This window comes from Rhodococcus sp. IEGM 1351, assembly GCF_030056875.1.
Lineage (GTDB): Bacteria > Actinomycetota > Actinomycetes > Mycobacteriales > Mycobacteriaceae > Rhodococcus_F > Rhodococcus_F opacus.
The window spans coordinates 14,748-35,442 of the sequence record NZ_JASHKU010000030.1; the positions used below are offsets into that span (position 1 = coordinate 14,748).

Below are 20,695 nucleotides of genomic sequence, written 5' to 3' on the forward strand. Positions count from 1 at the left end.
AGCAGAATGCCCAGTTTTGGGGGTGGCAAGGGTGTCATGCTGCGTCTAATGACCAATTCGGACATCACCGACGCCAGGTTGTTGCTGCAAGGGTCCGAGAACCTCGGATCACCCCGCGAACACGAACCCGATCGAGGCGAGGACGGCCAGCATCGCGAGGTAGACCGCGGGCATTGCGACGGCCCGGGTGTCGGGGTTGCCGTAGTCACCGTGTCGGACGTGAAAGGCGATTGCGCACAAGAGGAGAATCAGCAGCGCCACCGTCGAGATCACTCCCAGGGGAGTCCAGTAGAGGCCGGCGAGAACACCGACACCGCCGGCGAGTTCCGCCACGCCGATCAGCCGGACCTGTTGCCTGCTCAGGCCCCGGGATTGCAACCCCGTCCACGCGGTTCCCTTCAGTCTCAGCTTGGGAATGCTCACGGCGACGGCACTCACGGCGAGGAGCACGCCGCACACGATGAGGAAAACTTCCACGTCGGTCCCTCCAGTTCCGGCCGAATCGGCCTCACTGTTGCCACCCTAGGGCCGCGACCTGCGGCGCGGACCGGTTCCCTCCGCATCGGGCTTCCGAGCGGTTAGCATCGAGCGCGTGAATGCTGTGGGGCTGAACGAAGATGCCGTTTCTGCGTGGATTGCCGGACTCGGTGTGGGGGCGATCGCGCCGCTGAGCTTCGAGAGGATCGGGAACGGTCAGTCGAATCTCACGTACGCGGTCAGTGACGCGGGTGGTGGTCGGTGGGTGTTGCGGCGGCCACCGCTCGGACATCTGCTCGCGTCGGCGCACGACGTGGTCCGCGAACACCGGATTCTGTCCTCTCTCCAGGGATCCGACGTTCCGGTGCCGAAGATCCTCGGGCTCACCGACGATCCGGAGGTCACGGACGCGCCGCTCGTGCTGATGAGCTATGTCGCAGGGGTGGTGATCGACAATGTCGGTGTGGCGAAGAAGCTGACACCCGAGCAGAGGAATGCCGTCGGGCTGGCGATGCCGAAGGCTCTCGCAAAGATCCATGCGGTCGATCTCAAAGATGCCGGGCTGGAGGATCTGGCCAGCCACAAGCCTTACGCGGCACGGCAGTTGAAGCGCTGGAGGGATCAGTGGGAGAAGTCCCGTACCCGTGACGTCCCGGCGATCGAGGACCTGGCGGGCATACTCGAGCGCAACATGCCGGAGCAGACCGAACTGTCGTTGGTGCACGGTGATTTTCACCTGAGCAACGTCATCACCTCGCCCGAGGAGGGTGAGGTGGTCGCGGTGGTCGACTGGGAACTGTGCACGCTGGGCGACCCCCTCGCCGACGTCGGCGCGTTGCTGGCCTACTGGCCCGAGGCGGGCGACGCGGACGCCGGACCGTTCCCCGCCTCCACTCTGGAGGGATTCCCCACCCGGGCCGAACTCGTGGAGGCCTACGTCCACCACACGAAACGCGATGTCACTCAGGTGGGGTACTGGCACGTTCTGGCGTTGTGGAAGCTGGCGATCATCGCCGAAGGCGTCCTGCGCCGGGTGATCGACGACCCCCGGAACAAGGCCGAGACCGGTGCGCCCACGGTCGCGCTGATCGACGGCATCATCGCCCGGGCGGTGGCCACGGCGGAGGCCGAGGGACTGCGCTGATCCCCCTGGTGGTGCCGGACGTTCAGACGTCGTCCGGTGTCACCAGAAGGGTTGCAGCGCTCCGGATTTCGGCAGGAATCGGCACCGGCCTGCGGGTCTTCGCGTCCACGTACACGTGCACGAAGCGGCCGAGAGCTGCGAGTTCGAGCGCGTCGTCGTTCTCGCGGAAGATCGCGAGCGCATACACGATGCTCCGGGTGCCCAGCTTCTCGATGGACAACCCCACCTGCAGACGGTCCGGGAAGGTGAGTTCGCTGACGTACTTGCAGGACGTCTCGGCGACCACACCGATGGCGGGCAGATCGCGGATGTCGGTGCCCGTCGTCGCGATCAGCCAGCCGTTGACGGCCGTGTCGAAGTACGAGTAGTACGTGACGTTGTTGACGTGCCCGTAGTGGTCGTTGTCCTCCCAGCGGGTCGGCACCGGCCACAGGGCGGGGAAGTCGGCGGCGGTCGGCAAGGCGGGGGCGTCGTCGTGTTTCACCGTGCCGACCCTAATGCCACGGATCGCCGGGACCACGCGTCGGGCAGAATCGCGTCCTATGTCTGTGCCCGACAGCGATGTGCGTTCACCCGATTCCGCGGCCCAGCCGATCAGCGCCGGAATCGTCACCGCCCTGGTGGGCTTCACCAGTTCGTTCGCGGTCGTACTCACCGGATTGACGGCGGTGGGCGCGAATTCCGCCGAGGCCGCGTCGGGACTGCTGGCGCTGTGTGTGACGCAGGCGCTCGGCATGTTGTGGATGTCGCGGCACTACCGCATGCCGATCACGCTGGCGTGGTCGACGCCGGGCGCCGCTCTCCTCGCCGGCGCGGGGACGGTGAGCGGCGGCTGGCCCGCCGCGGTCGGGGCGTTCGTCGTCGTGGGGGCGGCGGTGATTCTCACTGGGCTGTGGCCGCGGCTGGGGCGGCTCATCGCGGCCATCCCTCCGGCGTTGGCGCAGGCGATGCTCGCGGGGGTGCTGCTGCCGCTGTGCCTGGCGCCGGTACTGGCGCTGCGTGACGCACCGCTGGCCGTCGCGCCCGTGGTTCTCGTGTGGCTGGTTCTGCAGCGGTACTCGCCGCGGTGGGCGGTGCCGGCGGCGTTCGCGGCTGCCGCAGTGGTGATCGCGATCGGTCTCGCCTCCGGCAGCGACGGACTGGACACCAGCGCGCTCCTGCCGAGACTCGACGTCACGGCACCGGCGTGGACGTGGCAGGCGATGATCGGGATCGCGATCCCGCTGTACATCGTGACGATGGCGTCCCAGAACATCCCCGGGACCGCCGTCATGAATTCCTTCGGCTACCGGGTGCCGTGGCGGCCGGCCATGCTGGTGACCGGTGTCGGGACCCTGGTGGGCGCGCCCGCGGGTGGTCACGCCATCAACCTCGCCGCCATCAGCGCCGCCCTCGCCGCCGCGCCGTCCGCACATCCCGATCCCAGGAAGCGCTGGGTCGCGGCCTTCACGGCAGGCTGGGCCTACCTGGTGCTCGCCGCGTGTTCCGCAGCGGTGGCCACGCTCATCGCCGCGGCCCCCGAGGGCGTCGTGGAGGCGGTCGCCGGCCTCGCCCTCCTCGGCACCCTGGGCGGGGCACTGGCCTCCGCCCTCGACGACGTCCGCGAACGGGAAGGCGCCGTCGTCTCCTTCCTGATCGCCGCGTCGGGGGTGAGCATCCTCGGCATCGGGTCCGCGTTCTGGGCGCTGGTCGCCGGATTGATCGTGCGGGTCGCGGTGAGTTCGCGGCGATAATGGGGTGATGACCACCATCGAGGTAGTGCACGGTGACATCACGACGGTCGAGGTCGACGCGATCGTCAACGCCGCCAACTCCGGACTGCTCGGGGGTGGTGGAGTGGACGGCGCCATCCACCGGGCCGGCGGACCCGAGATCCTCGCCGAATGCAGGCACCTGCGGGCCACCACGTTCCAGGACGGTCTCCCGGCGGGACAGGCGGTCGCGACGACGGCGGGCCGGTTGCCGGCCCGATGGGTGATTCACACCGTCGGCCCCGTGTATTCCGCTACGGACGATCGGTCGGCCACCCTGCGCAGCGCCTACATCACCAGCCTGGCGGTGGCATCCGACCTCGGTGCCCTGTCCGTTGCGTTCCCGCTGATCTCGTCCGGGGTGTACGGCTGGCCCGCGGACGACGCCGTCCGGCAGGCGGTCGGTGCCGTCCGTGAGTCGGACGCCGGAATTCCCCGGGTGCTGTTCGTGGCGTTCGACGCACGGATGGCGTCGCTGCTGCGCGGCGAGGTGAGGTGACGGCGCTGAACACCGATCTCGCGTATCTGACGGCAGGACTGGCTCTTCTGCTGGCCGCCACCGTTCCGCGCCTGTTCCAGGACCGTGCCGTCTCGGCGCCGCTGATCGTCCTGGCGGTCGGAGCGGGGGGCGGCCTGCTTCTCGGCGAGTCGGGAACGGACACCCTGTCGCCGGCACTGCATCCCGCCGTGACGGAACACTTGAGCGAAACCTGCGTCATCGTCGCCTTGATGGGCGTGGGACTGGCGATCGACAGACCACTGGGCTGGCGCACGTGGAATTCGACGTGGCGTCTGCTGCTGATCGCGATGCCTCTCGGTATCGCCGCTGTCGCGCTGCTCGGCTGGTGGGTGGCGGCATTGACCCCCGCCGTCGCGATCCTGCTCGGGGCAGTCCTCGCGCCCACCGACCCGGTTCTGGCGTCCGACGTGCAGGTCGAAGGTCCCACGTCGGGCGGCGAGTCCCATCAGGAGGACGACGAGGTCCGGTTCGCGCTCACCTCGGAGGCCGGGCTCAACGACGCTCTCGCCTTCCCATTCGTGTATCTGGCGCTGTTCATGATCGGCAAAGGGCCGATCGAGCAGTGGATCGTGCAGTGGGCGGCCTGGGAACTGATCGGAAAGGTCGTCATCGGCGCAGCCCTGGGGTGGATTGCCGGTGATCTGTTCGGCCGCGCGGTCTTCCGCTTCCCGATCACACACATGCGCCTGGCCGAACGCAGCGAACCCATCTTCGCGCTCGCCGCCACGTTCGCCGTCTACGGACTCACCGAACTGGCCGGGGGATACGGCTTTCTCGCCGTCTTCGCCTGCGCCGTCGCCATCCGTCGGACGGAGCGGGCCCACGACTACCACGCCGAGATGCACAGCCTGATCGAACAACTGGAACACGTGCTCACCCTCGCCGTCCTGCTCCTGCTGGGGGTGGCACTCACTTCCGGTCTGCTGACCGGACTGACGTGGGGCGGGGTTCTCGTCGCGGCAGCCCTCGTGTTCGTCATCCGGCCGGTGGTGGGATGGCTTTCGCTGCTGGGCTGCGAGGAGATGTCCGGCCCCGAGCGCCGGGTCACCGCATTCTTCGGGGTTCGCGGAATCGGGTCGATCTACTATCTCGCCTACGCCGCTGCGGAAGCCGGCGTGGACGACGAGAAGTGGTTGTGGTCGACGGTGGCCTTCACCGTCGTCCTCTCCGTCCTCGTCCACGGGGTGAGTGCGACGCGGGTGATGCGCCTGCTCGATCTTCGCAGGGAAGGCGGTGCAGTCGCGGACCGATAGCGTCGCGACTGCACCGCTCGACCAGGGGTGGCCTGTTCCGGCTGTTTACTCATTGCGCACGGCGGAGGTGCGCGCCGTGTCTGCCGGGTGCTCCGAGTCCTCGGCTGGGTGGACGAGGACGGGCGGCGCCGCCGAGACCACCGAGGGAGTGGGCCGGTTGCCGGCCTTGATCTCGTTGAACAGGATGTTGAGCAGCACCGCGACGATGCTGGCCGCGCTGATTCCCGAGTCGAAGACGATGTGCACCCATTCCGGGAAGGCCGAGTAGAACTCGGGCACCGCGATCGGTATCACACCGAATCCGAGGGCCACCGCGACGATCACCAAGTTGAGGTTGCCGTCGTACGACACCTTGGACAGGGTCCGGATTCCGCTCGCGGCTACCGAACCGAAGAGGACGATCCCCGCACCGCCGAGGACGGGCAGCGGCACGGAGGCCACCAGCCGGCCCAGGACGGGGAACAGTCCGAGAGCGAACAGAACCGAACCGCCGGCCGCGACAACGTATCGGCTCTTGATCCCGGTGATCGCGACGAGCCCGACGTTCTGAGCGAACGCGCTGGCCGGGAACGTGCCGAACACCGGTGCCACGGTGGTGGCGAGCATGTCGGCGCGGAGACCGTCGCCGACCCGGCGAGCATCGACCTTCGTTTCCACGATCTCGCCGACCGCGAGGATGTCGGCCGTCGTCTCGGTCATGATCACGAGGATCACCACGGTCATCGAGATGATCGCGCCGATCTGGAACAGGGGAGTGCCGAACGAGAACACCTGCGGCAGTTCGAAGATCGCGCCCTTCCCGACGGCGCCGAAGTCGGCCTTGCCGATCAGTGCGGCGAACAGGGTTCCCACGACGATGCCGATCAGGATGGACAGCCGCGACAGGGTTCCCTGGACCAGCCGGCTCACCAGCAACACGACGAACAGGCTGAATCCGGCGAGCCCGATGTTGGACATCGACCCCCAGTCCGGGGCCTTGGCGTTGCCGCCCATCGCCCAGCGCACCGCGACCGGCAGGAGGGAGATGCCGATGACCGTGATGATCGACCCGGTGACGACGGGCGGGAAGTAGCGCACGATCCTGCAGAAGAACGGGCTGATCAACAGGCCGATCACGCCGGCGACCATGATGGCTCCGAACACTGATCGCAGTCCGCCCGGACCGCTGGCCACCGCCACCATGGTGGACACCGAGGCGAAGGAAATGCCCTGCACCAGGGGAAGTTTTGCCCCGAAATAGGGGACGCCGAGGGTCTGCAGCAGTGTGGCCGCGCCACTGACGAACAATGCCGCCGACACGAGCAGCCCGATCTCGACGCCGGTCAGACCGGCGGCGCCGCCGACGATCAGGGGAGGCGCGATCACGCCGCCGTACATCGTCAGGATGTGCTGCAACCCGTAGACGTACGACTTTCCGAGCGGCAACCGCTCGTCCTCGGGTCCGGGAGTTCCGGCAACCCGGTGTCCGATCCGTTTCATCGCCGCGCTCCTAGCAGAATCCGGGAACGGAATCCCAGGCGCGGCCGGCGTCGGGAGCGTCCTCGCGCTCGACGGTCGCCTCGATCAACCCGTAGGGGCGGTCGGCCGCGAAGAACACCTCGCCGGGGTTGTCGAGTCCGAACGGTTCCAGGTCGACGAGGAAGTGGTGTTTGTTCGGCATCGAGAACTTCACCTCGGCGATCTCGGGGTGCGCCTCGAGCACCGCCGAACCCATCTGGAACAGGGACTGCTGCAGCGCGAGCGAGTGCGTCGTGGCGAACGCCTCCAGCATGACTGCCCGCACGTTCTCGAAGGTCTTGTCGAAGTCGACGTCGGTGGTGAGGTACCGCCACCGGGCACTCACCGACGTCGCGAGGATCCGGTCGGACGTTTCCTGCAGGGTGGTGTACTTGTCCTTCGGGTAGCCCCGGAACTCCGAGCCCGTCGACTTCAGCACCACCATGTTGCTGAGCCCGGACACGATCCATGTCCGGTCGCCGTCGATGGTGACCACAGTGTTTCGCCGTTCGTCGCTCGATCGGACGAAGGAATGGTCGTGGCCCTCGCCGTCGACAGTGATCCGCGCCCACGAGTACTGCTCGATCTCCCATCGGCCGCCGGTGATCCACTCGAATTCCCCGGTGAAGTGCTGACCGAGTCGCATGGCGAACGTCTCGATCGAGCCGACGCCGTCGCGGGCGAACGCGTACACCGTGTTCTTCTGGGTGTCCGTGGCCACGACGTGCGCGTTGTCGCCTTCGGTGTGCACCGCGTCGAGGTCGCCGCGCAGTTGCGACGTCACGGTGACGTCTTCGATCTCGTGTCGCTTCGTGTCCCGCGTGATCTTGACCAACCGGACTTCTGCCTTGCCGTACTGGTTCTGGCCGAGCACGATCTTGCTCATGATTAGCTCCCTCGGTAGGTCGAGTATGCGAACGGGCTGAGAAGGACTGGTACGTGGTAGTGCTGTTCGCTGTCGGTCAGGGCGAACGTGATGGTGATGTCGGGGTAGAACGCCGGACGGCCCTTCGCGGCGAAGTAGCGTCCGGTGTCGAAGACGATCCGGTAGGTGCCCGGCTCGAGTCGGGCGGGGCCCAGGGTTGTGACGCGTCCGTCGTCGTCGGTGACGGCGTCGGCCACGGTGATCCATGCGGAGTCGCGCTGGACCGTCAGCGATACCGGCACTTCCCGCGCGGGCACGCCTTCGGCCGCATCCAGCACGTGGGTGGTGACCTGGCTGACGTCGCTCATGCGTCCAGCATCCCGGCGAGACGACGTGCGGCGATGTCGCGCAGTTCCTCTGCAACAACGGCTAATTCGCCGGCCTCGTCGTTGAGAAGCCGACGGTCGAGTGCGGTGAGGATGTCGGACGTGCTCCGGCCGGCGGCGCGGACCAGGAAGACCCGTCCGAATTTGTCCTCGTAGGCACGGTTGCCGTCGGTGAGCCGTTTCCGCGCCGCCGCGTCGGACGAATCGACGTTCGACTGCTCCGAACGTGCCAGGTGCGCCTCGGCGTCGTCGCCTCCCGGGGGTTCACCGATTCGGGGATGGCGGGCGAGGGCTTGCTCGATCTCGTCCGCGGAGAGCGGGCCGGCCCCCGTCCTGGCTGCAGTGAGAAGTGAGGCGCGATCGGTGTACGGCCGGGCGGACACGAGTTCGTCTGCCCACCGGGGAATGTCCAGGCAGATCCGCGCCAGTTCCGTTGCCTCGGACTGTGAAGCCTCGTTGAATCGTTGGAGTCCTGCATCGAGATCCATGCGACCCTTCTTCCACAATGCGAAATAATGATTCCGTATAGAGAAGCGTGACAGGGGTCACAATTCATGTCAAGACCCAAAATTGAATTGATCCAGATTCGGATGCGAGTGCGATCCGTGGCGTGCTGGAGTCTCGACATGTGAAAGCTGTTGTAGAACAACAGTGTACGAACGCGGTCGCGCCGAATTGCGGGTCTCTAGTCCGCGCCGCCCGTATCGTGATCGAACAGGCGGGGAAACACGAACCACAGCGTCGCGAACATCAGCGCGGCCACCACGCCGATCACGATCGCGACCGGACCGCCCACTGCCACTTCGGCAATCAGGAGCACGGTTCCGGTCATGGCTGCGGCGAGAAATCCGACACCCCACAGTGCGAACAGGTTGGCCCTGCGCAGGATGTCGACCCGGCGGCCCTGGCGGAACAGCACCCGGTGCCAGACCGCCGGGGCGATGAGCAGGGCCGAGGACACCGTTGCCAGGAGCACCGTGACGAGATGGAGCATGCGCAGGCCGAACGGCTGCTCCGCGTACGCCTCGGTGAAGGCGACCGCGAGGAGGAAGGCGAACAGGATCTGCACGCCTGCCTGCGCGACACGGAGTTCCTGCAGCAGCTCGCTGAAGTTGCGTGCGAGCCGTTGCGCGGGTGTCTCGGCGGTGCTCACCTCACGACCGTGAGTACTCGGAGGCCCTGCGGATCTCTTCGGGGGACGGGCGCACGCCGGTGTAGAGGACGAACTGCTCCGCGGCTTGCAGTGCGATCACCTCGGCACCGGTGATGACGGTCTTGTGGCGTTCGGCCGCGGCACGGATCAGCGGCGTCGCGGCGGGCATGGCAACCACGTCGAACACGGCCTCCGCCGCGTCGATCGCGTCGAGTTCGAACGCCAGATCTTCGGCCTCGGGACCGCCCGCCATGCCGACGGGGGTGGCGTTGATCAGGAGCCCCGGCCGTGCCGCGCCGAGTTCGGGTTGCCAGTCGAATCCGTACTGCTTCGCGAGGGCGCCGCCCGTCGTCTCGTTGCGGGCGACCACGGTGACGTCGGTGAAGCCGTAGTCGCGCACGGCGGCGACCACAGCTTTGGCCATTCCGCCGCTCCCGGCCACCGCCACGGACAGCGAGTGGTGCAATGCGTTGTCGCGCAACAGGTTCGCGATGGCCTGGTAGTCGGTGTTGTAGGCGTGCAACACCCCGTCCTCGTTGACCACCGTGTTGACGGATTCGATGACCGACGCCGATTCGTGCATCACGTCGACGTACTCAATGATCCGCTCCTTGAACGGCATGGAGACACCGGCACCGCGGATCCCCAGCGCGCGGATGCCGCCGACCGCAGCCTGGAGGTCGTTGGTGGTGAACGCTTTGTAGACGAAATTGAGGCCCAGCTCGCCGTACAGATAATTGTGAAACCGGGTGCCGATGTTGCTCGGTCGGCCGGAGAGCGAGATGCAGAGAAGAGTGTCTTTGTCGAGCTGGTTCATCCGGTAAATACTAGTAGTGGGCTCCCATCCGTGCGCGTTCTCAGCTCCGAATACACGGTGACGACGACAAAGGAGCAGGGCTGCGATGACGACGACGATCGGTGACCGGCACGAGGCGGCGCGGACGCCCCGGAGACGGCGGCACCTGCTCTCCCGCGCGCTCGCCGGAGTGATCGCCGCCGGCATCGTGCTCGGGGTGGGCGAACTGCTGTCGGTGCTGATCGACCCGAACTCGTCGCCGTTCTATGCGGTCGGATCGACGACGGTGGACCGCAGTCCCGCCTGGGCTCGCGAGTTCGCGATCGACACGTTCGGAACCAACGACAAACCCGCCCTGTTCGTCGGCATGACGATCCTCATCGTGCTCCTTGCCGCGATCGCGGGCATCGTCGAGCGTCCCCGCGCCCCGTTCGGCAGCGCGATCCTGGCGGCTCTCGGGCTGGTGGGAATCTACGCCTCGACCCAGCGCCCCAGCGCCACGTGGATGTGTGCGCTGCCGACCGTGGTGGGGGTCGTCGCCGGCATCGCGGTTCTGCGGGTGCTGACGGCCGCCGCGCGGGCACCCGAGCACTCGGACGCCGAGGATTCGTGGTTGCCGCGCCGAACTTTTCTTCTGCTGGCCGCGACCGCCGCCGCGACCGCCGCGGCCGCGGGAGCCGCCGGCCGGTACCTCGGGCAGCAAGCCGCGGGAGCTCTGGACAACCGCAGCGCCTTCACCGTTCCCGAGGTGACGGACCGGGCGGCCCCGATCGCTCCGGGCACCGACATCGACGTGCCGGGCGCCACCCCGTTCGTCACGTCGAACGAGGAGTTCTACCGGATCGACACCGCACTACGGGTCCCACGGTTGACGACGGACGACTGGAAACTGCGCATCCACGGCATGGTGGACCGCGAGGTCACGCTGACGTGGGACGACCTGGTCGCGAGGACGCCCGTGGAACGGGTGGTCACGCTGACGTGCGTGTCCAACGAGGTCGGCGGAAACCTCGCCGGCAACGCCACGTGGATCGGCTACCCGATCAAAGACATCCTCGACGAGGCCGGGGTGCACCCCGACGCCGACATGCTGCTGTCCACGAGTAGCGACGACTTCACGGCGGGCACCCCGGTCGAGGCCTTGCGGGACGGACGCGACGCGATCCTCGCGGTGGCGATGAACGGTGAGCCGTTGCCGTTCGAACACGGTTATCCGGTGCGGCAGGTGGTCCCCGGTCTCTACGGCTACGTGTCGGCCACCAAATGGGTGGTGGATTGGGAACTCACACGCTTCGACAAGGCGGAGGCCTACTGGACGAAGCGCGGATGGTCCGCGAAAGGTCCGATCAAGACCGCGTCCCGGATCGACGTGCCCGCATCGTTCACGCCCACCGCGCCGGGGCCGGTTCTCGTCGCCGGAACCGCCTGGGCACAGCACCGCGGCATCGAGAAGGTGGAGGTGCGGGTCGACAACGGCGAATGGCAGACCGCGACCCTCGCCCCGCAGTACACCATCGACACCTGGCGGCAATGGACCTGGGAGTGGCAGGCCACATCCGGACTGCACACCCTCCAGGTGCGGGCCACGGATCTGGACGGCAACGTTCAGGTGGAGGAGCGGACGCCGCCGATCCCGGGTGGCGCCACCGGCTGGCACACGCGTTCCTTCACCGTGTCCTGAGGCACCGTCTTCTGAGGTGCTCACGGACACCGCTCCGCCACCTCGGCGAGCGCGTCGCGGTCCGCCAGCGTCACCGGAAGCCCGTACTCCACCGCCACCGACAGGTACTTGCCCGCGTAGAAGCAGTGGTACGCCGGATTCGGCGGAAGCCAGTCCTGCGGGGTCCGGTCGCCCTTGTCCTGATTGTCCGCACCGTTGACGGCCAGCAGGTTGAACGTGACGTCGTTGGCGAACCGCAGCCGACGCTCGGGCGACCACGTCGACGCGCCCATGTCCCACGCCGCCGCCAAGGGGTAGACGTGGTCGATCTGTACGGCTTTCGCGTCGGCTCGGTCGAATTGGAGCACCTCGCCGGAATACGGATCGGCGAGGACCCCGCTCAGCACCACGCAGCCGCGGGTGCCGTCGCGGAACGCCACCGAGCGGAGATCGAGCGCGAGAACGTTGTTGCGGGTGTCGCACCCGTCGTGGCCGGCGGCGGCGTCCTGGTCGTCGGTCCAGGCCGGGCCGAAGACGCACAACTCCTTGCCGGAACACCCGCGCTGATATCCGCCGGGGTGCGGACGGGACTCGACCGTCGCGACCCGGCCGAGCAACTCCTCGATGTGTGCGCGGGGCGGACTGCCCGGTGCCGGGCCGGGGCCGCTGAGGTCGAGAAGCGACACCCCGCAACCGCAGACCGTCAGGATCGCCACCAGCCACGCGGCCACGTACAGAAGTCTCATGCGTCCCCCGGCGCTCGACCCATCTCCCCCTACCACCGGGAGTATGCACCGGGCCCCCGACACGTCAAGTGAAGGGGAGGCGCACCGCGGCGATCGACGACAGGTGCGTGCCATCGTGGCCGATCACCCAGGAACCGCCGCTCTGCCGGCATTCCGCGAGCAGATCGAGGGTGCGGAGGAGGAAGAAGATCGCCTCGCTGGGGGTGGGGGTAACCGCAAGCCTGTGTGCCTCACCGTGTTTCATCCCGTCGAGCCACACACCCGACTGTCCGTCCAGTCGAATCGTGACGATGTGCGTGGCATCGACGAAGGCGTACTTCCGTTGCTCCCACGGAGTGGTGAGCGCGTACCCCTGTTCGAGAACCTGGATCAGGATGCTCATGACCGACTCCCGAGTGTCCGGCAGCTACGTCTCTCCAGCATCTACCTCGGAACCGGTGAAAGCCAGACCTGCTAACCGAACTCGATCACGACCTTGCCGCTCGTGTGACCGGACTCGACCATCGCGAGAGCGTCACCGGCGTGCGCGAACGGGAATCGGTGAGCGACCCGCGGATCGAGGGTCCCGTCGGCCACCAGCGCGGCCAGCTCCGCGAACACCGCGGACGTTCGGCGCCGTTCCACCCCCGAGCCGCCGAGATCCCGCGCGGCGAGCGGATCGCCGGTGCTGAGGATCGCCGCCGGATCCGCGACCACCCGCGCCGCCTCGGCGAGCGCGTCACCCCCGACGAGGTCGAAGACGGCGTCGACCGGGCCGGGTATGCGTGCGGCCAGGCCGTCTCCGGACGCCACCCAGGTGGCACCGAGCGATTCGACGATCTCCCGCTTGCTCTCGCTCGCGACTCCGATCACGGTGACGTCCCACGCCGCGGCCAACTGCAGCGCCGCCACCCCCACACCGCCGCCCGCGCCGACGACGAGCAACCGGCTGCCGGGCGCCAGATCCAGGGTGGTCAGCGCGTCGTACGCGGTTCCCGCCGCGACGGGGAGCGTGGCCGCGTCGGCGAACGAGACCGGCTCGGGCTTGTGCGCCGCAGAGGCCGTGTTGACCAGGGTGTACTCGGTGTAGCCGCCGAAGCCGGTGGCGGTCGCGCCGAACACGGCATCGCCGACCGCGAAGCCGGTCACCCGGGGCCCGACATCCGCGACCACACCGGCGACCTCCCGGCCGAGAACGGCGGGAAGGGTGACGGGGACGGTGTCCTTGCGCGTTCCCGCCCGCACCTTCCAATCGGCGGGATTCACGCCGGCCGCGTGGACGGCAACCAGCAACTGTCCGGGGCCGGGGGAGGGAACGGGGACGTCGAAGAACTGCTGCGTCTCGGGGCCGCCGTACTCGCTGAAGCCGTATGCCATGCTCACGCCCACAGTCCTATCACGAACCGGGGTCGGGATTCGGGCACGACGAAGGCCCGCCGACGTGGAGTCGGCGGGCCCTCTCGTGAGAACTCAGGAGCCGAACAGGCCGCCCAGGGAACCTGTGCCTCCGCCGCCTCCGCCGCCACCCATCAACGGTCCGAGAACCTGGATGAGCTGAACGAGGACTTCCAAGATCTGTTCCATGTCCATTTTGTCTTCCTCCGATCACTGCGATCACGTACGGCAGCGATCCCGGTGAGTTACCGGCGTGGACAGCCGCCAACTCGTTCATCGGTGGAATATGGTCGAGGGTTACATGTCACGAGCAGGGATTTCACGCGCTGTCGGTCGCACCTGCTTGGATGGGTGCATGCTGCACGGCCTCTGGACACCGGGTTCGGGTCTCATGCTGTGGGCGGAGGACCGGAATCCGGCCGCCTCGGAGCCGACGGATGCGGTCGGGCGGGTGCTGGCACGGAAGTTCCGGCATCACGTGAAGGTGCCGATGCCGACGCCGTCGGGGCCGGAGATGCTCGAGTGGGCCGCGGTGGCGCTCGCACCGCCGGACGCGACGGAGTTTCTGCTGTCGGTGTCGGCCCGCGACCCCCGGGTCGCCGGGGATCTGCGCTACCTCGCCCACGTCGCCCGCGGTGTCGAGCGGTGGGCACGCGCCGGCCGGGTGGTGCCCGAGGTGCACCGCGCGGAGGGCGGCTGGTGGCCGCGCTGGCGGCTGCTCGGCGGTGAGCGGCAGCGTGCGTGGCTCACGGAGATGGCCGTCGCGATGCCGCCGGTCCAGCGTCACGGCACGACCCCCCGCGCCGTGCTCGACGACATGGTCACCGAGCTGACCGACCCCGTCGCCCGCCGTGTCCTCGAACGCCGGCATCCGGACGATTCCGCCACCGACGGGGATCATCCGCTGATCGAAGCGCTGCTGCGCGGCGACCAGTTCGACGAGGGCACCGCCCAGCTGTCGGGTTCGCTGGACGGGTGGCGCGACAGCCTCAAAGTGGACGAACCCGAACTGGTGCTGCGGCTCCTCGAGCCGGAAGACGTTGACGTGGAGGGGGACTGGGATCCGGACACGGTGCTGTGGCGACTGGAGGTCTGTCTTCGTCCGGAAGGCGAAGCGCCGGTGCCGATTCCGTTGCATCACACGGAGGCGAGTCGCCTGCAGATCGGGGTGCGCAAGCTGACGGAGGCCGTGGCCGCCTACCCGCGACTGCAGGACGTCCCCAGTGATCCCGACAGCCTGGACCTGATGTTGCCCACCGCCGTGGTCATCGACCTCGTCGGACACGGTGCGGTGGCGTTGAAGGAGAAGGGCATCAGCCTGCTGCTGCCGCGGGCGTGGAGTGTGGCGTCGCCGTCGATGCGCCTGAGGGTGAGCTCGCCGAGCACTCCGGCGAGCGCGGAGAACCGGGCCGTCGGCAAAGACCAGTTGGTGCAGTACAACTGGGAACTGGCACTCGGCGACACGGTGCTCACCGCCGCGGAGATGAATCGACTGGTCAACTCGAAGAGTGATCTCGTGCGGTTGCGCGGCGAGTGGGTGCGGGCGGATCAGGAGGTGCTCTCCCGCGCCGCGCGGTACGTGGCGGAGCGGCACGCGAGCGGCGACCGGGCCATCGTGGACCTGCTGAAGGACCTGATCGCGGACGATCTCTCCGACCTTCCCGTCGAGGAGGTCACGGCCACCGGCTGGGCGGCCGCGTTGCTGGACGGCGACACGAAGCCGCAGGATGTGCCGACCCCGGACGGGTTGGACGCGACGCTGCGCCCGTATCAGAAGCGGGGACTCGACTGGCTGGTCTTCATGAGCCGCCTCGGCCTCGGCGCCGTCCTCGCCGACGACATGGGTCTCGGCAAGACGCTGCAGTTGCTCGCACTGCTGGCACACGAGAACGCCGCGACACCCACCTTGCTGGTGTGCCCGATGTCGGTGGTCGGCAACTGGGAGCGCGAGGCGGCACGCTTCGTTCCCTCGCTGCGGGTGCTCGTCCACCACGGTCCGCAGCGGCTGAGCGGTGAGGACTTCACCGCCGCCGTGACGCAGAGCGATCTGGTGATCACCACGTACGCGCTGCTGGCCCGCGACGTCGCGCACCTGAAGGAGCAGGACTGGCGGCGTGTCGTGCTGGACGAGGCGCAGCACATCAAGAACGCGAAGACGTCCCAGGCGCGGGCGGCGCGGAGCATTCCGGCGGCGCACCGCGTCGCGCTGACGGGCACTCCGGTCGAGAACCGGCTCGACGAACTGCGCTCGATCCTCGACTTCGCGAACTCGGGCATCCTTGGCTCGGAGGCGATGTTCCGCAAGCGCTTCGTGGTGCCCATCGAGCGGGAGCAGGACGAGGCGGCCGTCGCCCGGCTCCGCGCCGTCACGTCGCCGTTCGTGCTGCGCCGCGTCAAGACCGATCCCGCGGTCATCGCCGACCTCCCGGACAAGTTCGAGATGACGGTCCGTGCCAACCTCACTGCCGAGCAGGCCGCGCTGTACCGGGCGGTGGTCGACGACATGATGGCGCAGATCAAGGACAAGAAGGGGATGAAGCGCAAGGGGGCCGTCCTCGCCGCCCTGACGAAACTCAAGCAGGTGTGCAACCACCCGGCACACTTCCTGCGCGACGGGTCGGCGGTGATGCGGCGCGGACAGCACCGCTCCGGCAAGCTGGGGCTCGTCGAAGACATCCTGGACTCGGTGGTCGCGGACGACGAGAAGGCGTTGCTGTTCACCCAGTTCCGGGAATTCGGCGACCTCGTGACCCCGTACCTCGCGGAGCGTTTCGGTACCCCCGTGCCGTTTCTGCACGGGGGCGTCTCCAAGCAGAAACGCGACGACATGGTGGCCTCGTTCCAGCGGGACGACGGGCCGCCGATCATGATGCTCTCGCTGAAGGCGGGCGGGACGGGCCTGAACCTCACCGCGGCCAATCACGTCGTTCACCTCGACCGGTGGTGGAACCCGGCGGTCGAGAACCAGGCCACGGACCGGGCGTTCCGGATCGGTCAGCGGCGGGACGTGCAGGTGCGCAAGCTCGTGTGCGTCGGCACCCTGGAGGAGCGGATCGACGCGATGATCGCCACCAAGCAGGAGCTGGCGGATCTCGCCGTCGGGACGGGCGAGAACTGGGTGACGGAAATGAGCACCGAGCAACTCGGTGAACTGCTGCGGCTCGGCGACGAGGCGGTGGGCGAATGACGAATCGGCGACCCGGGCCGTACTTCGGCCAATACGGCAAGCGTCGACCGGTGACGGGCGGGCTGGAGGCACGATCCCAGCGCGGATCGTTCGGGCGCACGTGGTGGGGCCGCGAATTCGTCGACATCATCGAGTTCGTCGCCGACAAGGGCCGGATGAGCCGCGGGCGGAGCTACGCGCGCAGCGGACAGGTGATCTCGCTCGAGATCGCCGGGGGGATGGTCACGGGAGAGGTCCAGGGCAGTCAGCTCCAGCCGTTCGTCGCCACCGTCTCGATCGATCGCCTCGACGACGCGGAGGTCGCGGAACTCGTCGCGCTGGTGCGTCGGCAACCCGGCAGTCTCGCGATGCTGGCGGGCGGCGGAGTTCCGGAGGTTCTCGGACCCCTGCTGCTGCCCGCCGGGGCGTCCGCGCTGAACTACGACTGCACCTGCCCGGACGACGGCTGGCCGTGCAAGCATGCGGCGGCGGTCGCGTACCTCACCACCGAACGCATCGACGAGAACCCGCTCGAGATCCTGACGCTGCGCGGCGTCGACCTGGACATGCTGATCGACGGCGTCGGCGGCGACTCCTCCGACGCGGACGTCGACGACTGGTTCGGTGACGAGTCCCAGCTGCCCGACCTGCCCGACGCCGACTTCCGGGCGGCGATCGACGACCTCGACCCGCTGCTGCTGCGGAAGGCGATCCGATCGGTCAGCGAGGACGAGCGCGCGGTGGACGCCGCGATCCGGGAGCTGAAAGCGCTGTACCAGCACTTCCGCTGACCGTGCGATGATGAGAACGCGGAAGTTCGCCTCGTTCCGCGACCGGGAGCTGGTCAGTCATGTTGACGGTCTACCTGCTCGGCGAACAGCGCGTATCGAACCCGGAGGATGTCAGGGTCGGCCCCATCTCGTCACGGGCGATCGCGTTGCTGGCCTACCTCGTGCTGCACGCCGGTCTCGCTCAGTCCAGGACCCGCCTCGCGGGGCTGTTCTGGCCCGAGTCGAGCGAGCAGCAGGCCCGCACCAACCTCCGGCGGGAACTGCACAATCTCCGCGGCCTCCTCGGATCGGACGGTGCGCTCGCGGCGGACGGGCCGACGCTCACGTGGACGGACTCGTCGTCGTGTCGGGTGGACGTCGACACCTTCCGCAACGAGCGGTCGGCCGCCGTCGCGGCCCTCGTCGATTCCGACCCGCGGGCATTTCTCGATCACGCCGACCGCGCGATCGACACCTATCGCGGCGAACTCATGCCCGGAACCTACGAAGACTGGGTCCTCGAGCACCGCGAGGTGCTGCGCAGGCAGTGCGTCGAACTCTGCGAGGCGACGGTGCGGGTGTTGCGGGAGTCAGGTGACGTGGAGACCGCCACGGCGTGCGCGCGCCGACGTATCCAGCTCGACCCCCTGGAGGAGGTCGGGTACCGGACTCTCATGGAACTGCAGGCCGCGTCGGGCGACCGGGCGGCGGCGATGACCACCTACCACCGATGCGCGGCCGTTCTCGAGACCGAACTCGGCGTCACGCCGAGCGCGGCGACCAGCAGGCTGTTCGACAACCTGCTGGGGGAGCACCCGAGGGTCGGTGCCGGCGCGGCTCGCCGGCCCGAACGCGTCCGGACCGCGGTGCCCGCTCTGATCGGGCGGGAGCGTGAACGCGGGGAGTTGCAACGGCGGTGGCAGCAGTCCCTCGACGGCAGGCAGGGACTGCTGCTCGTCTCGGGGGACGCGGGTGTCGGCAAGACCCGGTTGACCACCGAACTCGCGGAGATCGCTCGCGCAGACGGAGCGGTGGTGGCGACCACGAGGTGTTTCGGACTGCCGGGCCGCGTCGCGCTGGCGCCCGTCGCCGAGTGGCTGCGCAGCCCGGATTTTCGGTCCGCGATCGGGTCTCTGAATCCGTTGTGGCGGGCCGAGGTCGAACGGCTCGTCCCGAGCGCCGAGCCCGGGCCGCGACCGTCGACGTCCCGGGCGATGGTCGACGCATGGCAGCGTCACCGCTTCTTCGAGGGAACGACGCGTGCGGTGCTGTCGTCGGGCCGGCCGGTCCTGCTCGTCCTCGACGATCTGCAGTGGTGCGACGCGGAGACGACGGCCTGGCTGGCCTTCCTGCTCTCACTCGACACCCACATGCGGGTACTGGTGGCTGCGACCGCCCGCACGGACGAGGCGCGGTCGCGACACGATGTGCGGGAAGCGCTGCGGGCCCTCCGGTCGGCACGGCTGGTCACGGACGTCGAGGTGGACCCGTTGACCGCGGACGGGACCGCGGAACTGGCGCGGTCCCTCGGCGGCCGGGCGCTGGACCCGTCGGAGGAGGCGGTCCTGTACGCCGCGACCGGGGGCTACCCGCTGTACGTCGTGGAGGCCGCCAGGATGGTGCCGGGCATGAATGCGACCGGGCGGGGCGGGGCCGCCGACGACCTCGGCGAGGTGCTGCAGCGGCGGCTCGAACAGTGCTCGGAACCCGCGCGGGACGTCGCCGGCCTCGCCGCGGCGCTCGGCACGGATTTCGATCTGGACCTGCTCAGCGAGGCGAGCGACCTGAACGCAGATTCCCTCGTCCAGGCGGTGGACGAACTGTGGCGGCGGAGGATCGTCCGGCCGGCGGGCACCGGCTACGATTTCGTGCACGACCTGGTCCGGGAGGCCGCGTACCGTTCGGTCAGCCCGCCGCGACGCTGGCTCCTGCATCGGCGGCTGGCGCAGGGACTCGAACTTCTCCACACCGGCCGCACCGACGACGTGGCAGCACACCTCGCAGAGCAGTATCGGCGCGGCGGCCGCCCCGACCGCGCACTCCACTATCTGCAGCGCGCCGCCGAGGTGGCAGCCAGCGTGTTCGCGAACGCGGAGGCCCTGCGGCATTTCCGGGACTGCCTCGACCTCCTCGAGGCGATGCCGGTGGGCCGCAACCGGGACGCTCACGAGGTGGATGTGCGGCAGGGCATGTCGGCGCCGCTGACCACCCTGTACGGGTACTCCTCCACCGAGCTCGAGCAGACGCTGGACCGCACAGTGGAGCTGGGGCAGCGTCTGCGCCGGCCGAAAGTCGTGCTCGGTGCCCTGATCGGATTGTTCGCGGCACACTTCGTGCAGGGGCACACCGCGCAGGCCCACGGCATCGGCGTGCGTGCCCTCGAACTGTCCGCAGCCGATCCCGAGTTCGAGGGTCAGGCGCAGTTCGCCGTGGCGGGGGCCGCCCTCGGTCTCGGCCGGCCGAGGGATGCGATCGAACATTTCGACGTCGCGCTGCGATCGTTCTCCGACGACTATTCCTTCATCCTCGGGACCAGGCTCGAGGTGCATGCCCACGCCTGGGAGTCGCACGCGTACTGGATGATCGGTGACGAGCAGAAGGCGGCGCGGTCGTGTGCGGAGGCCCTCGCATTGGGCAGGACCTGCGGCCACCCCTACAGTCTCGCGGTGGCGTTGGGATACGCGGCGGTGCTGTATCAGATCCGCGGCGACGACGCAGCGCTCCTCGCCTCGCTCACCGAGTTGCGGGAGCTGTGCGAGCGCTACCACTTCGCCTACTACAGTCAGTGGTCGCAGATCCTCGAAGGCCGGCTCCTCGGCGGCGAACCGGGAATCGCGAAGATCCGCGAGGGGCTCGCCGAGTTGCGCCGGCAGCGGGCGTTCGCGCGTATGCCGTACTGGCTCTCACTGCTGGCGGAGGTCCAGATCGACGTCGGGTGGAGGGACGCGGCCCGCGCCACGCTCGATGCCGCCCGGATCGCCGCCGAGCAACACGACGACCGCTGGTGGTTGCCGCAGGTGCTGCGACTGCGTGCGGACGCCGGACCGTTCGCGGGCGGGGCGCCGGCGCGAACGGTGCGCGAACGCCGGATTCCTACGGTGTGAATTACCAGGTACGGCCCGTTCCGGGGCCTACCG

19 protein-coding genes are annotated in these 20,695 nt (G+C 68.5%); 8 read left to right on the top strand and 11 right to left on the bottom strand.

The genetic code is table 11. The features are described from left to right. Positions 1-108 precede the first annotated feature (108 nt). Complete coding sequence (locus QM806_RS34810) at positions 109-477, bottom strand: DoxX family protein (RefSeq protein WP_005262604.1); 369 nt, start codon at positions 475-477, stop codon at positions 109-111. 115 nt (positions 478-592) lie between these two features. Between QM806_RS34810 and QM806_RS34815 the strand changes: the two genes are divergently transcribed. Beyond that, positions 593-1,621 (top strand): phosphotransferase family protein, encoded by a 1,029-nt coding sequence (locus QM806_RS34815; protein ID WP_037206299.1) that lies wholly within the window; start codon positions 593-595, stop codon positions 1,619-1,621. Positions 1,622-1,643: 22 nt separating this feature from the next. On the opposite strand, the gene QM806_RS34820 is transcribed toward QM806_RS34815, so the two are convergent. After that, on the bottom strand, positions 1,644-2,105 hold the full coding sequence (locus QM806_RS34820) for an acyl-CoA thioesterase (RefSeq protein WP_120661434.1): 462 nt from the start codon (positions 2,103-2,105) through the stop codon (positions 1,644-1,646). Between the two features lie 58 nt (positions 2,106-2,163). Between QM806_RS34820 and QM806_RS34825 the strand changes: the two genes are divergently transcribed. From QM806_RS34825 to QM806_RS34835, 3 genes are read left to right on the top strand one after another with little or no spacing between them, the layout of a single operon-like run. Beyond that, positions 2,164-3,354, top strand: a complete 1,191-nt coding sequence (locus QM806_RS34825) for a benzoate/H(+) symporter BenE family transporter (RefSeq protein WP_120660595.1) — start codon at positions 2,164-2,166, stop codon at positions 3,352-3,354. A 7-nt stretch (positions 3,355-3,361) separates the two neighbouring features. Continuing rightward, on the top strand, positions 3,362-3,871 hold the full coding sequence (locus QM806_RS34830) for an O-acetyl-ADP-ribose deacetylase (protein WP_054248790.1): 510 nt from the start codon (positions 3,362-3,364) through the stop codon (positions 3,869-3,871). After that, a complete protein-coding gene (locus QM806_RS34835; RefSeq protein ID WP_005262594.1) occupies positions 3,868-5,145 on the top strand; it encodes a cation:proton antiporter in 1,278 nt (425 codons plus the stop codon). The genes QM806_RS34830 and QM806_RS34835 overlap by 4 nt, the downstream gene beginning before the upstream one ends. A 45-nt stretch (positions 5,146-5,190) precedes the next feature. On the opposite strand, the gene QM806_RS34840 is transcribed toward QM806_RS34835, so the two are convergent. From QM806_RS34840 to QM806_RS34865, 6 genes are all read right to left on the bottom strand, one after another. Beyond that, a complete protein-coding gene (locus tag QM806_RS34840) occupies positions 5,191-6,624 on the bottom strand; it encodes a nucleobase:cation symporter-2 family protein (protein WP_005566673.1) in 1,434 nt (477 codons plus the stop codon). A 10-nt stretch (positions 6,625-6,634) separates the two neighbouring features. Continuing rightward, positions 6,635-7,528 (bottom strand): factor-independent urate hydroxylase, encoded by an 894-nt coding sequence (gene pucL, locus QM806_RS34845; RefSeq protein WP_005566671.1) that lies wholly within the window; start codon positions 7,526-7,528, stop codon positions 6,635-6,637. Positions 7,529-7,530: 2 nt separating this feature from the next. Further along, positions 7,531-7,875: a hydroxyisourate hydrolase gene (gene uraH / locus QM806_RS34850; RefSeq protein WP_005566669.1), complete on the bottom strand. Its 345-nt coding sequence runs from the start codon at positions 7,873-7,875 to the stop codon at positions 7,531-7,533. Further along, entirely contained in the window at positions 7,872-8,381 is a 510-nt protein-coding gene (uraD, locus tag QM806_RS34855) for a 2-oxo-4-hydroxy-4-carboxy-5-ureidoimidazoline decarboxylase (protein ID WP_005566668.1), read from the bottom strand. The genes uraH and uraD overlap by 4 nt, the downstream gene beginning before the upstream one ends. A 197-nt stretch (positions 8,382-8,578) precedes the next feature. Then, on the bottom strand, positions 8,579-9,046 hold the full coding sequence (locus QM806_RS34860) for a DUF6328 family protein (protein ID WP_005566666.1): 468 nt from the start codon (positions 9,044-9,046) through the stop codon (positions 8,579-8,581). 1 nt (position 9,047) lies between these two features. Further along, positions 9,048-9,863 (bottom strand): shikimate 5-dehydrogenase, encoded by an 816-nt coding sequence (locus QM806_RS34865; RefSeq protein WP_005264949.1) that lies wholly within the window; start codon positions 9,861-9,863, stop codon positions 9,048-9,050. An 85-nt stretch (positions 9,864-9,948) separates the two neighbouring features. Here QM806_RS34865 and QM806_RS34870 point away from each other — a divergent pair, with 85 nt between their 5' ends. After that, a complete protein-coding gene (locus QM806_RS34870; protein WP_167118345.1) occupies positions 9,949-11,523 on the top strand; it encodes a molybdopterin-dependent oxidoreductase in 1,575 nt (524 codons plus the stop codon). A 20-nt stretch (positions 11,524-11,543) separates the two neighbouring features. Here the strand turns inward: QM806_RS34870 and QM806_RS34875 are convergent, their stop codons facing one another. The 3 genes from QM806_RS34875 to QM806_RS34885 form a co-directional block, all read right to left on the bottom strand. After that, positions 11,544-12,248, bottom strand: a complete 705-nt coding sequence (locus QM806_RS34875; RefSeq protein WP_005566660.1) for an HNH endonuclease family protein — start codon at positions 12,246-12,248, stop codon at positions 11,544-11,546. A gap of 64 nt (positions 12,249-12,312) precedes the next feature. Further along, entirely contained in the window at positions 12,313-12,630 is a 318-nt protein-coding gene (locus QM806_RS34880) for a hypothetical protein (RefSeq protein ID WP_005252838.1), read from the bottom strand. Positions 12,631-12,701: 71 nt separating this feature from the next. Further along, positions 12,702-13,604 (bottom strand): NADP-dependent oxidoreductase, encoded by a 903-nt coding sequence (locus QM806_RS34885; RefSeq protein WP_064080126.1) that lies wholly within the window; start codon positions 13,602-13,604, stop codon positions 12,702-12,704. 373 nt (positions 13,605-13,977) lie between these two features. On the opposite strand from QM806_RS34885, the gene QM806_RS34890 reads away from it, so the two are divergent. The 3 genes from QM806_RS34890 to QM806_RS34900 are packed head-to-tail and all read left to right on the top strand — an operon-like array spanning position 13,978 to position 20,662. Then, positions 13,978-16,809 carry a DEAD/DEAH box helicase gene (locus QM806_RS34890; RefSeq protein ID WP_120660597.1) on the top strand — a complete coding sequence of 944 codons (2,832 nt, stop codon included), beginning with the start codon at positions 13,978-13,980 and terminating at the stop codon, positions 16,807-16,809. After that, positions 16,806-17,579, top strand: coding sequence for an SWIM zinc finger family protein (locus QM806_RS34895; RefSeq protein WP_005563047.1), 774 nt, complete (start codon positions 16,806-16,808; stop codon positions 17,577-17,579). The genes QM806_RS34890 and QM806_RS34895 overlap by 4 nt, the downstream gene beginning before the upstream one ends. A gap of 59 nt (positions 17,580-17,638) precedes the next feature. After that, complete coding sequence (locus QM806_RS34900; protein WP_054248055.1) at positions 17,639-20,662, top strand: ATP-binding protein; 3,024 nt, start codon at positions 17,639-17,641, stop codon at positions 20,660-20,662. Positions 20,663-20,695: the final 33 nt, after the last annotated feature.